Origin of the sequence: Methanobrevibacter smithii ATCC 35061, assembly GCF_000016525.1 — an archaeon.
In the GTDB taxonomy this organism is placed as follows: domain Archaea; phylum Methanobacteriota; class Methanobacteria; order Methanobacteriales; family Methanobacteriaceae; genus Methanocatella; species Methanocatella smithii.
The window spans coordinates 468,157-481,105 of record NC_009515.1 but is presented as its reverse complement, the minus strand read 5'-3'; the positions used below and the strand labels follow the sequence as shown (position 1 = coordinate 481,105).

Here is a 12,949-nt window from a genome sequence, read left to right as displayed (position 1 = left end):
AACAAGTAAAAATATTATTAAATTATTAGATAGTTTTTTTATTTAATAAAATGAGGATAATATGAGAAAATCTAGATTAAATTTATTTAAATCCACATCCATGCTTATTTCTGTTGTTGGAATTATAATGATTATTTCAACAATTGTTGTTGTGGCATATGTTGGATTTAGTATTGTTTCATCAGGAATTACTAATGAAATTTCTTCTGGTAATCAATATGATGAACTTGCGGAGCTAAAATCTTCATATAGTGATTTGGAATCACAATTTGATGGTGTAAAATCTTTGTATTATGATAATGGGGACACAGCTCAGGTTCAAAAATATAATGATGCAAGATTGGAATTAACAAAAGCTGATTCCGCTATTCAAAATGTTCAAAGTGCACTGGATTCAGGCAAGTCATCAAACGAAGTTGATAGTAGAATAGATTTTGCTAAGGAAAAATTACAGAATGCTACTGTAGCATACAATAATCTTTAATCTTTACTTTTTTTATTTTTTTTAGGTTTAAAGTCTAATCCCACAACATACATTTCTGAGCTTTTTTTACGGGATGATGGAGGTTTTGTTGTTTTTACTTGCCTGTATTTCTTTTTAAGTCTGGTTAGCATGTCTTTATATTCGGGACCTTGAAATACTTTCATAACTAAGTTTCCTTTAGGCTCTAAAATATTATCAGCAATTCCAATAACTGTGTTTGTCAAATCAATTGATCTTAACTGGTCAATATTTTTAATTCCGCATAATGATGGTGACGCATCAGAAATTACGACTTTAGCTTTTCCTCCAATTAAATTCATAACTTTTTCCTGAACTTCTGTAGTTGTAAAATCTCCTCTGATTCCATGGAAATTTTCTTCAGGGAAAGGTTTTATTCTGTTTAAATCCACTCCGATTACAAGACCTTCTTCTCCAACTTTTTCTAAAGCTACCTGGGACCATCCTCCTGGAGCTGCTCCAAGATCTACAACGGTATCTCCTTCTTTAATAAGTTTGAATTTTTTGTCTAACTGTTTGATTTTATATGATGCTCTTGAACGATAATCTTCTTTTTTAGCTTTTTTGTAATATGGATCATGTTTTTTTTCCATTTGCCAACGACTGCCCATTTTTCATTCTCCTTTAAATTTGTCTAAATCTAATGTACTGCACACAGGATTTCCAATTTTAATAACTTCCACATCAACCTCTTTATTATTAATTTCAAGTAACATTACAGTTCTGTCTGCAAGTCTTGGAACAACAGGACTTCCAGGATTCAATAATAAAACTCCGTCAATCTGTTCTATTTTTGGCTGGTGGGAATGTCCTGTAACTAAAATATCTGCGTCTAACTGTTTTGCCAAATAAAGTAATTGTTGTGTATCTGCTCTTGGATATACTTCTCCATGAGCAATTCCGATTTTCAATCCTTCAGCTTCGATAACTTTTGCATTAGGCAACATTATTCCAGCTGCCCTATCCATATTTCCCTGAATAGCTATTGTTGGAGCTATTTTTTTCAATTCATCAATTACTTTTGTGGAAGTTAAATCTCCTGCATGCAATATCAAATCAACATTTTCAAATGAGGATATTACATTTTTAGGAAGTTCTCTAGCTCTGTCTGGAATATGTGTATCTGATATTAATCCGATTAGCATAAAGTTCATCTCATGATTTAAAAATTTCTAATTTATTATTTTATCAGTTATCCTTTTTAATATTTGTTTTTAACATTTGATTGAATTTTTGTTAATTGTTTTTTTAAAAATTAACTGTTCTGTTCAATCTTTTTTTTAAAAACAAAAAGGGTTATAATATCTTAAATATATATTATTATACATCAATTCTTTGAGGAGATATTAAAATGGGAGAAGTTAAACTTGAAGATATTTTTGAGATATTAGACAATTACGACAAAGACAATATAACCATAGCTACTCTTGGAAGCCACACTTCCTTGCATATTCTACAAGGTGCAAAAGAAGAAGGTTTTAGAACAGCTATTGTTTGTGAAAAAGGAAGAGAAGTACCATATCAACGTTTTGATGTTGCAGATGAATATATAATCGTTGACAAATTTAAAGACATTGTCAATGAGGATGTTCAGCAAAAGCTAAGAGACATGAATGCTATTGTTATACCTCACGGTTCATTTGTAGCATATGCAGGTCTTGACAATGTTGAAGATAAATTTAATGTTCCTATGTTTGGTAATAGGGATATTTTAAGATGGGAAGCTGAAAGAGACAAAGAAAGAGCACTTCTTGTTGAAGGTGAAGTAAGAATACCTTACAAATATGATAATCCTTCAGAAATTGACCGTCCGGTTATGGTTAAATTCCCTGGTGCAAGGGGAGGAAGAGGTTATTTTGTAGCATCATCTCCTGAAGAATTCAATAAAAAAATAGATGCCATGAAAGCTCGCGGATGGCTGGAAGACTCAGATGTAGCTAATGCACATATTGAAGAATATGTTTCCGGATGTAATTACTGTATACATTATTTCTATTCCGCTTTGGAAGATGAAGTTGAATTGTTAGGTATGGATACAAGATATGAATCCAGTATTGACGGTTTTGTAAGAATGCCTGCTAAAGACCAGTTAGATATTGATTTAAGCCCATCTTATGTGGTTACAGGTAATCATCCTGCAGTTATCAGAGAATCTTTACTTCCTCAAGTATTTGAAATGGCGGATAAATTAGTGGAAAGTGCTAAAAAACTTGTTGCTCCTGGATTAAACGGCCCGTTCTGTATGCAAACTTTAGTAAATGATAATTTAGAAGTAATCTGTTTTGAAATAAGTGCTAGAACCGATGGTGGAACTAATACTTTTATGGGAGGTTCACCTTACAGCTATTTAACTTATGGAAAACCTATGAGTATGGGTAGAAGAATTGCCCTTGAAATTAAAAATGCAATTAAAAAAGAAGAATTGGAAAAAATAATAACTTAAAATTATTTTTTTCCTTTTTTATTTTTACCTGTTTTTGCTTGTTTTTCCTTTGCAGCAATTGCTCTTTGCCTATTTCTGTAAGTGTATGCTCCAACAAAACCAACTAATGCTCCAACCATGAGAACAGCAATAAGTGTAACAAACATACTTACTTGCGGATCAAAAGAACTGTCTGAAAGAGGTCCGAAAACACCATATGCTGCAAGTACAAATAATGGAGTTGCTGCTATTGCACCTAAAATAGCTCCCCATTTCATATTTTTAGCTTTATAACCAACATAAAGTAAACCAATAGCTGCAAATGCATATAACCAATCTAATTGGTACTGTGATGCAACAACACAGATAAATGAAGCAAATGCGGCTCCCATTATAAATGATTTCCAATCAATAAAATTTTTAAAATCCATATATTTTTCCCCTTATTTTTTAGAAGAAATTAATCCTCCAACACCGCCAGCAATACCCATGACTATTGCATAGTATATTAAATATCCTAAAACTATAAAGACTGTTGTAATTCCGGATACTGTAAATCCAACTAAACCTCCGAAGATTCCAAATAGAGCTCCTCCAAAGGTAGCAATTATAACAAATAATATTGCAGATACTATGGTTCCGAATGCACCGGCAACTGCTGCATTCCACATTCCGCTTATTGCTCCGTCACGGCATAAATATCCTACTATAAATCCAACAAGGAGTAATCCTATAAATTCATAATGTGCAAAGAATGATTTTACAATTACTGCAAGGATAAAACCAAGAAATACTGGTCCCCATTTAGTCATTTTTATCACCTGTTATTAATTTTGTTTTCAAAGTTATTTATGTTTTCTTCAGGATTTTCAATTTCATTTTTTGTCAGATACATTGTAGCTATTGGAGTTTTGCCGGTTATTTTAGCTATTTTCTTTAAGGTTTTTTCATATCCGCTGCCTCCGCATGTACAAAAACTGGCCAGATTTTTGATTTGATTGCCATATTCTTTTAAATAGCTGTATATTGGTGTTGCCATTGTAGCTGCCCAGACAGGAGTTCCAATTATAACTAAATCGTAATCTTTGGGATTTTTAGTTACCTTGTTAATTTCACAGACTCTGTTTGCACTTGCATCAAATCCTCCTTTTATGTATCCTATAGTTCCGTCATATTTGTCTCCAACTGTGATTTCTTCAATATCACAATCCAGGTCTTTTTGAATGGTTTTAGCTATTTTTTCGGTTATTTGTGTTCTGGAATAATATACTAATAATGTTTTCATATTACCACTTTTTATAAATCACTTTCTTTTAATTTTTCTTTTATCTGCTCTAAAACAGCTTTGTGCATTCTTTTTGTAAATTCCGCTTTATCATTCTGGTTTAATACATCCAAATACCCTTGTGAAACTAAATTAAATGCAAATGGGGTTGGGATAATTGTATTTATCGTTTTAATTTCCATTTGCCCGTTAGCTATTAGTTCAATAACTTTAAGAGCATTATTGACATCCATATAATCTTCCAATGCTTCTCTTCTAGCTTCTTTTAGGATTGAAAAGTCATTATCCATTTCCTGAACAAATTTAAGCAATATTTTTCCTCTCACCTGTTGGCGACCAACAGATTTTGCCTCTCCTTTATAGTGTCTAAGGGTCATTAGTGATCTGCCGGCACAATGTCTGAATCTGCTGGCTAATGTTTCGGTTTTATTTAATGATTGTGTTAGGATATTTTTAAAGTTTTCTGGAGTTAGCTGTTTAAATGCTTCCAGCCCTCCAAGGGTTCCTTCTGCACTTAAGTAAAATCCGTTGTCTGAGATGGATATTGTAACATTTGTATTGTACTGTCTTGCAACAATGTAAGCTACTGCTCTTGAAAGTGCATCATTTACCTTTCTCCCAAATAAGCTGTGGAATATTACAAAACGCCTGTCACCAAATCCCTTATAGTATTCAATCAATAACCTCTGATTGCTAGGTATTTTTGCATATGTGTACTGTTCTACAAAGTATTCATAAATTGAATTGGCTGCAAAGTCATCTACATATAAGTAATCGTATATGAACTCCATAATTTCCTGTTTGCTTTTGCCGTATCTGAATTTGGCATCCATATGTGCTCTGAATCTTTGAATATCCATAGCCAAGTCAAAAGATAATGGTAATTGCTGTGAAAACCAGGAAGGAATTGTTGGAGGGCCATTAGCCGGTGAAACATTTATTGTCATTCCTTTTCCATAATTGAAACGGTATGTCTGTCCGCCTAAAACAAAAGTGTCTCCTTTTTTCAGTCTTTCCATAAAGTCCTCTTCTATTTTTCCGACAGTTTCACCGTCACATTTAACTAAAACTCCTGAGCTGTCGGGAATTGTTCCGATATTTGTTGAATATAACATTCTGGCTAGTTTTCCACGTTTGCCGAAGGTGTTTTCCTTATAATCTATCCAGATTTTAGCATAAACATATCTCTCTTCAAGCTCTTCATATTCTCCAGCCATATAGCTTAAAACATCTTCATAATCATCTCTGGTTAAATTTTTGTAGCAATAGCTTTTTCTGATTACATCATATGCGTAATCGATGTCCCAGGGATTTTCAATACTCATTCCATAAATGTGCTGGGCCAGAACATCTAAACAATTTTGAGGAATGTTTATTTTATCAATTTTACCTTCTTTGGCATCTTTTAACAAAACAGAACATTCAACCAGATCATCACGATTTGTTACAATAATTCTTCCGGTGGATTTTTCATTTAATTTGTGTCCGCTTCTTCCGATTCTTTGAAGAGCTCTTGAAACGGATTTTGGAGAGTTAATAAGAACAACCAAATCAATATATCCTATATCTATTCCCAATTCCAGTGATGTTGATGAAACTACGACTTTAAGTTTTCCTTCTTTTAATTTGTTTTCAGTTGCTAGACGAACCTCTTTTGAAAGTGAAGAGTGATGGGCCATTATATTTTCATCATTATAGTTTTTTGGAAACATTTTTTTAAGATTGTAGACAAAACGTTCAGTTCCACTTCTTGTATTTGTAAAGACAAGGGTGGTTTTATTTTCCTGAATCAGGTCATCCAATAAGTTATATGTTCCAAGTCGGGTATCCTCACTATCTGCCAGCATAATGTCACTAACAGGACATAGAACTTTTATATCCAGGTCTTTAAGGTAATTTATATTGATGATTTTACAATCCCGCTCAACTCCGTATTCATAACCTACAAGGAATTTGGCGACTTCTTCAAGAGGGCTGACAGTAGCTGAAAGTCCAATTCTTGTATATTGTCCAATTAAATGTTGTAAACGCTCAAGTGATAAACTTAGATGTACACCACGTTTATTTTCAGCAAGTGAATGTATTTCATCAATTATAACATATTTCACATTGCTTAATTTTTCCCTAAACTTTGGTGCTACCAGTAAAATGGATAAAGTTTCAGGGGTGGTAATTAGGATGTGTGGGGGCTTTTTAAGCATTTTCTGTCTTTGATATTGGGTAGTGTCACCTGTTCGGACGGCCTTTCTGATTCCCAAATCCTTTCCTGCAATTTTTTCAATGCCTTTAAGAGGTTCCTCCAGATTTTTTTCAATATCATTATCCAAAGCTTTCAGTGGTGAAATATAAATGCAATAAACTTTATCTTCAAGTTCACCTTTCTGGGAAAGAGTTGTTAGTTCACTAAGTATTGATAAAAAAGCAGTTAATGTTTTTCCTGATCCTGTAGGTGATGAAACCAAAATATTGTTTCCTTTGTGAATGTCTACAATTGACTTTTTCTGAGCTGGAGTAAAATCTTCGAAAGTTTCATCGAACCATTGTCTAACCCATGGATGTAGGGTTTTGTATATTTGTTTTTTTGAATAGCTTTTTGTTTGCTCAGTTATCATTTTTATCTCAACTTTTATCTTAAAGATTATATATTTACTAAAACTAATTTATTATTAATATAAGTTTTAAACTTTTAGGAGATATAAAATGTCTGATTTAATTTTAAAGGAAGCTATTGATAATCTCTCAGATGATGATGTAAGTGTAAGAAAGGAAGCGGTCAATGCTTTGATTGGTGTAACTGACATTGAAGCTATTGATCCATTAATTGAAGCAACTACTGATGATAATGCTCAAATAAGATTTAAAGCAGCTGAAATTTTAGGTAACATGGGGGAAGTTGCCAGGGATAAATTAATTGAAAAATTTGAGGCATCAGAAGGTAAAAATAAACGTTTTTTAACATTTGCTCTTAAAGAAACTAAGGATGAAAAAGTTATTCCTTATTTTGCAGGTGCTGTAGAGGATGATGATTTTGGAGTAAGAAAAACAGCAATAAGGGCTTTAGGGGAGCTTCAGGCACATGATGAATTATATACAATAGCTAAAGGACTTGAAGATGAAGACTGGGGTGTCCGTTTAGCTACTATTTATGCATTGGGGGATTTAGCTTCTGACGAATCCATTGATTTAATTAAAGATGCAAGACGTAAGGAAAAAGATAAAGACTTTAAAAAATCATGTAACAAGGCTCTTAAAAAAGCAGATAAGGCTAAAAAAGCAAAAGCATCTGGTAAAACTTTATCAAAAGTAAAACCAATGAGTACAATTAAGGAAATGGAAAAAACCAATGTTCAAAAAGCTATTAAAGAATATGAACAGTATGTAACTGAAGAACAGCCAAAAGATGCTCCTTATAAAAGATTATGTATTCTTTATAGAAAGAACAATGATTTGGAAAATGAAATCAGAATTTTAAATAAGGCTATTGAAGTTTTATCTAAGAAAAAACCGGGAAAAGAAGATTGGTTTGAAAAAAGATTAGCTAAATTAAGTTAATCTTATATAAATCACTTCTTTTGTTTTTTAAAAGAGGAAGTTCTGTTCTTACTTTTTTTATTTCCTCTAAATCTATTTCTGCTATTTCCATGTTTTCCTGTTCATCCAGCTGGACAATCACTTCACCCCATGGATTTGCAATAATTGAATGGCCGTAACTGTGATAGCTTGCATCTTTATTTAGTGCAGGTGCAACACCAACACAATAAACCTGATTATCCAAAGCTCTGGATCTGAATGTAAGTTCCCAATGGGCAGGACCTGTTGTCATGTTAAATGCTCCGGGATAAAACAGAATTTGAGCTCCGGCTTCTGCCATTAGTTTAGCCAGTTCAGGAAAACGAATATCATAACAGATTCCGATACCTACTTTTCCAAAGTCTGTTTTGGCTATTGTAACTTTATTTCCGGAACTTAATGTGTCTGATTCCTTAAAATAAATTTTTCCTTTAACATCAATATCAAATAGGTGCATTTTTTGATGTTTGGCTATTATTTCACCGTTTTTATCAAATAAATAGCTGGTGTTAAAGATTTTTGAGCCTTCCTTTTCAGGAATGGATCCTGCTAAAATATATGTATTATTTTCATTAGCTAATTTGGCTATTTTGGATAATGTTGGGCTATGTGTTTCTTCTTCACAGTATTCTATGAACTTTTCATTGGAATATGGGCAATTAAACATTTCGGGAAGAACAATAAAATCAGCATTCTGTTTAACTGCTTTTAAAATCATAGATGTGGCATTTTCAATGTTTTTTTCTTTATTGTCAACTACATTAATCTGACATAGTGCAATTTTAATTTTCATATTAAACACTTTAAAAAATAGAAAAAAGTATGAAATAATTCATACTTATGCAATATCTGCGGTTTGAAGTACAGTATTAATATCACTAGAATTAATGGAATTTAATGAATCGCCACTTATTTTAAATACATATAATTCTCCATTGCTGAATAATGATACATATCTGGTGTAATTTCCATTTGATTGTTCTAAAATTACGTCTGAAGCGTTTCTACCATCTAATGTTATTGTCTGAACTGTATCTATATAATTTCCATTTTCCTGAGCATAACTAATTCTATCTTGAGTTATATCTTTTAATGATGTGGAATCATTAGATACATTATAATATTGGATAATAGTGCCATTTTCGTTTTTAAAGAAGACGGAACCTTCATGGTCGCTGTCAGTTCCATTTACTTCATTCCAACTGCTTGGATAGCTGAAAGAAAATCCTGCTTCAGAAAATTTAACCATATCTCCACTTTGTGCAGTTTGGTTATTATTGTTTGGTCCTGTGATGACAATTCCGCAGATGACGATTATTGTAATAAGTATAATTGCTCCAATGAGAATTTTGTTTTCTTTAATGATTTCAATTGTACTTTCTTCGTCGCTAAATTGTTTTTTCTTTTTTTCAGGAGCTTTATCAAATATTTCCTTTTTAGGAGCTGAGGGTTTCATTTTTGGAAATTTATATCCACAGTTCCCACATGCAGGTGCACCATCGTAACTAGGATTTCCACATTCGGGACATTTTTTCACAGCCTAACCTCCATTAAATTTAACTTTTATTATTTATAATATTTAAAACTAAATGTTTTTTAATCAGTGGATATAAATAATATGTAAGTGTGATAGTATGGCAAAACCTGAAATTATAAACTTTGATAACATAAATTATGCAATTTATAAAGTTGGTACTTGGAAAAATCATTATGAAATAAATCAAATTGGATTGTCTAGAGAAATTCCTGTTACTAATGCTACATTACATCATGTTAAACTAAGTATGGAGGAAATTAGAAAATCTGAATTTGACATTGATAATAAAACTGTTAACGGATTTGTAGCTATTGCTTTACAGCTAAATCCTAAAATACAAAAAATGGATTTGGATGATGTTATTGCTTTAGAACAAAAAGAATATGAAAGTATTCTTGAAGAATTGGATAATTTAGAATTATTAAGTGATGATGGTTCTGTTTCTTTAGATACTGAAGATTATCTTATTTTCAAATTGGAAAAAGAGTGTCATGTAACCAATTCAATTCCTGCTAATTTGCATACTAAAAAATATTATGTTGATGAATTAAAAAGAATTGAAAAGTCTTTAAGTTAAAAAGCATCCAATGTTACTTTTTTATCTCTTTTTAATTCTTTTGGAGGATTTACCGCTACAAACTCAATGCCTTCTTTTTCTATTAATTCTTTAGCATCTTCTCCAAGTGATGGTGCTACAAGCAAACCTCTGATTTTCTTTTTTTGGACAAGACATTCTTTTAAATAATCATTGTCATCATCTTCAAAATCAGTAAGATATCTTTTCAGTTGTTTTACAGCACTTACTCCTGCTTTACGTGCTTTTAATTCCAAAATCATCAGGTTGTTATCACAATCTTTTCCTAAAATGTCTATAAAACCGTGTTCAACACTGTATTCTCTTGCTGTTGGCTTGAAGCCTTCTTCAATCATATGGGGTTTTTCCATAATCATGTCTCCCATATCTTTTTCATAACCTGCCTGTTCAAGTTCTTCAAAGTCTTCAATGTTTGCATAAGTTATGTATTGGACTTTTCTAATTTCAACAGTTAATAATTCTTTAGGTGTTCTTCTGTGGCTTTCTAAAATTAAGTTATTGTCCTGGATATATCCTCTTGTTTTGGATTTTGGAGGTTGCCAATTTACAGGCTCTACTTTTTTTTCCTGATGTATTAAAAATGAACCGTCTGGTTTTATTAGGATTATACGTTCTCCCCAATTCAATTCACTTAATGCTCTTCCCTCATAATTGACTTTACAGCAGGCATATATTGTAATTGTAGCTCTTTTTCTTAATGCTTCTTCTATTAAACCGTAAGCATCTTCACAATTTGGGTTCTCTAGTATTTTATATTTCATTAAAATAAGATTACTGTAGTTTAGTTTAAATATTTTATTATGGAAATTATTATCATGGATTTAGATGATTATTTTATTTCAAAGCGTGAAGAATATATTATGGATTCTTTCAAATTCCAAAGTGGAGATGTATTAAATAATGTTTCTGTAGAGTATATGACCTTTGGAACTCCAAAATATGATGATAACGGTTGTATTAATAATGCTATTGTATACTGTCATGGTTCTTTGGGAAATTATGCTTCAGTTAGCAAATTATGTCCTTTATCTTATACTGGAGGTCCTTTTGATAAAAATGAATTCTTTATTATTTCGCTTTCTGAATTAGGTGCTCCAGGTTCATGTAGCCCATCAACAACTAATTTAAATAATTCATTTCCAAAGTATAGTATTGAAGATATGGTTAATTTTCAAAATAAGTTCTTAAAAGACAAATTCGGAATAACTCATGTTAGGGGGATTATTGGGAACTCCATGGGGGGTTTTGTAGCTTTGACATGTGCAGTTCTATATCCTGACTATGCGGATTTCATTATTTCCGGAGCAAGCGGTTATAAAGTAGCGGGACGCAATTATATTTTATCAAAATTAGTTGATGAGATTATTTCAACTGACGGGGATTATGATTCTGGAAAAAATACTTCTTCATTAGTTAGAACCCTAAGACTGGCTACTCAGGCGGTTTACAGTTTCGGAATTTCAAAGGAAGCTCTTCATAAAATTCCGAATAGTCAATTGGATGTGGAATTTGATGAATTTGGAGATGAAGGATTGCTTGACAGCATTTTTGATGTTAAATATTGTAATGACGCAACTCTGGATTATGATATTGAAAAGGATTTGAATAAAATAAGATCTAAAGTTTTAATAATTGGAATAAATCAGGACCAGTATTTCCCTCCAAATTTAGATGCAATTCCAATGCATAATTTAATTGAAGATTCTGAATTGATTATTTATGATTCTAATTTGGGTCATATCGGATTTCGAGAACTTGAAACAATTGAAGAAGAATTGTCCGAATTTATGAAAAATTTCAGGTGATGGTATGGATGTTAGGATTGTAGATTATGGAGAAAATGCTGATGGGGGATTTATTAGCTATAACATAAGTGGATTATCCCAAAATCAATTGGAATTTTTAAATAATAATCTTGATGACGAAACACAAATCACAAATGATAATTTGATATTAAAAACAAAATTTAAAAAAGAGTTTTTCCCATTTCAAAGCAGAGAATCCAAAATCAAAGTTGAAGATTTTATTTCAAGAGAAGAAATTGAAATGGCAATATTTTTATCTAGTTTTTTAGAAGATATGGATTAAAAAAAGTTTTCAAGTAGCTAGAGTTATTCCAGCTATTTTGATACTTTTAACATGTGTTGGGTAGCTTTTAAGGATTTTTCAGCTATTTCTTTTGGAACAGTTACTTGAGGTTCTTCGTTTTTAAGTGCATTTCTTACTTTTTCTAAAGTATGTAATTTCATAGTGCTGCAGATAGCTCCTTCAAGTAAAGGATATAATTTTTTACCTGGAATTTCACTTTCAAGTCTGGTAATCATATCAATTTCAGTACCAATTACAAATTCCCTTTTGTCGCTTTGAGCAATATATTTTAACATTCCGCCAGTTGAAAGGACTTTGTCACATGCTTCCTGAACATCCATATTACATTCTGGATGGCAAATTATTTCCGCATCTGGGTGCTGTTTTCTTTTTAATTCAACATCTTCAATATGGAATAGTTTATGAACATAACAGTGTCCGCCTTTTGGAACAGGTATAATTTCTTTGGAAGTTTGTTTAGCTACATTGTTGCCTAAATTGTTATCCGGTCCAAAGAGTATTTCATCTTGAGGTAAACTTTCAGTAACTTTTAGTGCATTAGCTGAAGTACATAATGTGTCTGCGTGTTGTTTGGCTTCAGCAATACTGTTTACATAAAGAATTACTCCTGCATCAGGATGTTCTTCTTTTGCTTTTAATAATTCGTCTTCCGGTAACATATGTGCCATAGGACATTCTGCCTCCAAATCTGGAATTACGATTTTTTTATCCGGATTTAAGATATAAGCTGTTTCAGCCATAAAGTCTACTCCACAGAAAATAACTAAGTCTTTATCTTCTATTTCGGCAGCTTTCATACATAATTCTAATGAATCTCCAAGGAAATCAGCTATTTCTTGAATTTCTTTAGGCTGATAATTATGTGCAAGAATTATTGCATTTTTTTCATCTTTCAATTGTTTAATTTCATCTTGTAAAGACCCACTCAT

At 31.9% G+C, this 12,949-nt stretch carries 16 protein-coding genes; 6 read left to right on the top strand and 10 right to left on the bottom strand.

The features are described 5' to 3' along the window. Positions 1-61 precede the first annotated feature (61 nt). Complete coding sequence (locus tag MSM_RS02515) at positions 62-484, top strand: hypothetical protein (protein ID WP_011953938.1); 423 nt, start codon at positions 62-64, stop codon at positions 482-484. Here the strand turns inward: MSM_RS02515 and MSM_RS02510 are convergent. Together MSM_RS02510 and MSM_RS02505 are read right to left on the bottom strand one after the other, a co-directional pair. Continuing rightward, a complete protein-coding gene (locus MSM_RS02510) occupies positions 481-1,113 on the bottom strand; it encodes an RlmE family RNA methyltransferase (RefSeq protein WP_011953937.1) in 633 nt (210 codons plus the stop codon). The genes MSM_RS02515 and MSM_RS02510 overlap by 4 nt on opposite strands. 3 nt (positions 1,114-1,116) lie before the next feature. Further along, complete coding sequence (locus MSM_RS02505; RefSeq protein WP_011953936.1) at positions 1,117-1,656, bottom strand: metallophosphoesterase; 540 nt, start codon at positions 1,654-1,656, stop codon at positions 1,117-1,119. 197 nt (positions 1,657-1,853) lie between these two features. Here MSM_RS02505 and MSM_RS02500 point away from each other — a divergent pair, with 197 nt between their 5' ends. Then, complete coding sequence (locus tag MSM_RS02500) at positions 1,854-2,945, top strand: formate--phosphoribosylaminoimidazolecarboxamide ligase (protein WP_004036716.1); 1,092 nt, start codon at positions 1,854-1,856, stop codon at positions 2,943-2,945. Between the two features lie 2 nt (positions 2,946-2,947). Here MSM_RS02500 and MSM_RS02495 read toward each other — a convergent pair whose 3' ends face one another. Genes MSM_RS02495 through MSM_RS02480 form a run of 4 tightly spaced genes read right to left on the bottom strand, consistent with a single transcriptional unit; the run spans position 2,948 to position 6,821 of the window. Beyond that, positions 2,948-3,355: a hypothetical protein gene (locus tag MSM_RS02495; RefSeq protein WP_004032255.1), complete on the bottom strand. Its 408-nt coding sequence runs from the start codon at positions 3,353-3,355 to the stop codon at positions 2,948-2,950. Between the two features lie 12 nt (positions 3,356-3,367). Beyond that, on the bottom strand, positions 3,368-3,736 hold the full coding sequence (locus MSM_RS02490) for a DUF5518 domain-containing protein (protein WP_011953935.1): 369 nt from the start codon (positions 3,734-3,736) through the stop codon (positions 3,368-3,370). Positions 3,737-3,741: 5 nt separating this feature from the next. Then, a complete protein-coding gene (locus MSM_RS02485) occupies positions 3,742-4,209 on the bottom strand; it encodes a flavodoxin family protein (protein ID WP_004032253.1) in 468 nt (155 codons plus the stop codon). A gap of 11 nt (positions 4,210-4,220) precedes the next feature. Further along, positions 4,221-6,821, bottom strand: a complete 2,601-nt coding sequence (locus MSM_RS02480) for an ATP-dependent helicase (RefSeq protein ID WP_011953934.1) — start codon at positions 6,819-6,821, stop codon at positions 4,221-4,223. Between the two features lie 88 nt (positions 6,822-6,909). On the opposite strand from MSM_RS02480, the gene MSM_RS02475 reads away from it, so the two are divergent. Further along, entirely contained in the window at positions 6,910-7,761 is an 852-nt protein-coding gene (locus tag MSM_RS02475) for a HEAT repeat domain-containing protein (RefSeq protein ID WP_011953933.1), read from the top strand. On the opposite strand, the gene MSM_RS02470 is transcribed toward MSM_RS02475, so the two are convergent. Beyond that, positions 7,748-8,572, bottom strand: coding sequence for a carbon-nitrogen hydrolase family protein (locus MSM_RS02470; protein ID WP_004032250.1), 825 nt, complete (start codon positions 8,570-8,572; stop codon positions 7,748-7,750). The genes MSM_RS02475 and MSM_RS02470 overlap by 14 nt on opposite strands. 45 nt (positions 8,573-8,617) lie before the next feature. Further along, a complete protein-coding gene (locus MSM_RS02465; RefSeq protein ID WP_011953932.1) occupies positions 8,618-9,316 on the bottom strand; it encodes a PsbP-related protein in 699 nt (232 codons plus the stop codon). A gap of 97 nt (positions 9,317-9,413) precedes the next feature. Between MSM_RS02465 and MSM_RS02460 the strand changes: the two genes are divergently transcribed. Beyond that, positions 9,414-9,893, top strand: a complete 480-nt coding sequence (locus MSM_RS02460) for a hypothetical protein (protein WP_004032248.1) — start codon at positions 9,414-9,416, stop codon at positions 9,891-9,893. Here MSM_RS02460 and nucS read toward each other — a convergent pair. Beyond that, positions 9,890-10,672 carry an endonuclease NucS gene (nucS, locus tag MSM_RS02455; protein WP_004032247.1) on the bottom strand — a complete coding sequence of 261 codons (783 nt, stop codon included), beginning with the start codon at positions 10,670-10,672 and terminating at the stop codon, positions 9,890-9,892. The two genes, MSM_RS02460 and nucS, sit on opposite strands and share 4 nt — an antisense overlap. 39 nt (positions 10,673-10,711) lie before the next feature. Here nucS and MSM_RS02450 point away from each other — a divergent pair, with 39 nt between their 5' ends. After that, positions 10,712-11,716 (top strand): alpha/beta fold hydrolase, encoded by a 1,005-nt coding sequence (locus MSM_RS02450; RefSeq protein ID WP_011953931.1) that lies wholly within the window; start codon positions 10,712-10,714, stop codon positions 11,714-11,716. 4 nt (positions 11,717-11,720) lie between these two features. Beyond that, the gene (locus MSM_RS02445; protein ID WP_011953930.1) at positions 11,721-11,999 is read left to right on the top strand and encodes a DUF5750 family protein; all 279 of its coding nucleotides are present in this window, start codon (positions 11,721-11,723) and stop codon (positions 11,997-11,999) included. A 32-nt stretch (positions 12,000-12,031) separates the two neighbouring features. Here the strand turns inward: MSM_RS02445 and nadA are convergent, their stop codons facing one another. Then, a complete protein-coding gene (gene nadA, locus MSM_RS02440) occupies positions 12,032-12,949 on the bottom strand; it encodes a quinolinate synthase NadA (protein WP_011953929.1) in 918 nt (305 codons plus the stop codon).